This is a genomic window from Streptomyces hazeniae (assembly GCF_031845485.1).
GTDB lineage: Bacteria > Actinomycetota > Actinomycetes > Streptomycetales > Streptomycetaceae > Streptomyces > Streptomyces hazeniae.
In genome coordinates this window covers 1-439 of record NZ_JAVREQ010000198.1, presented here as the reverse complement: position 1 = coordinate 439, position 439 = coordinate 1, and the positions used below count along the sequence as shown (strand labels likewise).

Here is a 439-nt window from a genome sequence, read left to right as displayed (position 1 = left end):
GGTCAACGCCTTGGCGCCGCTGGCTGCGACGCCGATGACCGAAACCATCCGCACCAACGAGAAGTTCGCGGCCAACATGATGAACCGCATCCCGCTCAAACGGTGGGCCGAGGCCGACGAGGTCGCAGGCGCGTTCGTCTTCATGGCCTCCGACGCCGCGTCTTACATCACCGGGCACGTATTGCCGGTCGATCGCGGCATGGTTATGTGACTTTGTGAGCGAGTTTACGAGCCAACCACAGATGACGGGCTGTTCCTCCTTGCCGCTGGCCGGCATCACCGTCATCGCGATGGAACAGGCGGTCTCCGCGCCGATGTGCACCCGGGTGCTCGCCGACTTCGGCGCGCGGGTGATCAAGATCGAGAACCCCAAGGGCGGCGATTTCGCCCGTGATTACGACGACGTCGTGCTCGGTCAGGCTGCGCACTTCGTGTGGGC

2 protein-coding genes are annotated in these 439 nt (G+C 64.2%); both read left to right on the top strand.

All coding sequences use genetic code 11. From position 1 onward, the window contains the following. A partial coding sequence (locus tag RM572_RS29305) for an SDR family oxidoreductase (protein WP_311676375.1) occupies nucleotides 1-211 on the top strand: 211 nt, incomplete at its 5' end. Between the two features lie 31 nt (nucleotides 212-242). Next, a partial coding sequence (locus RM572_RS29300; RefSeq protein WP_311676374.1) for a CoA transferase occupies nucleotides 243-439 on the top strand: 197 nt, incomplete at its 3' end.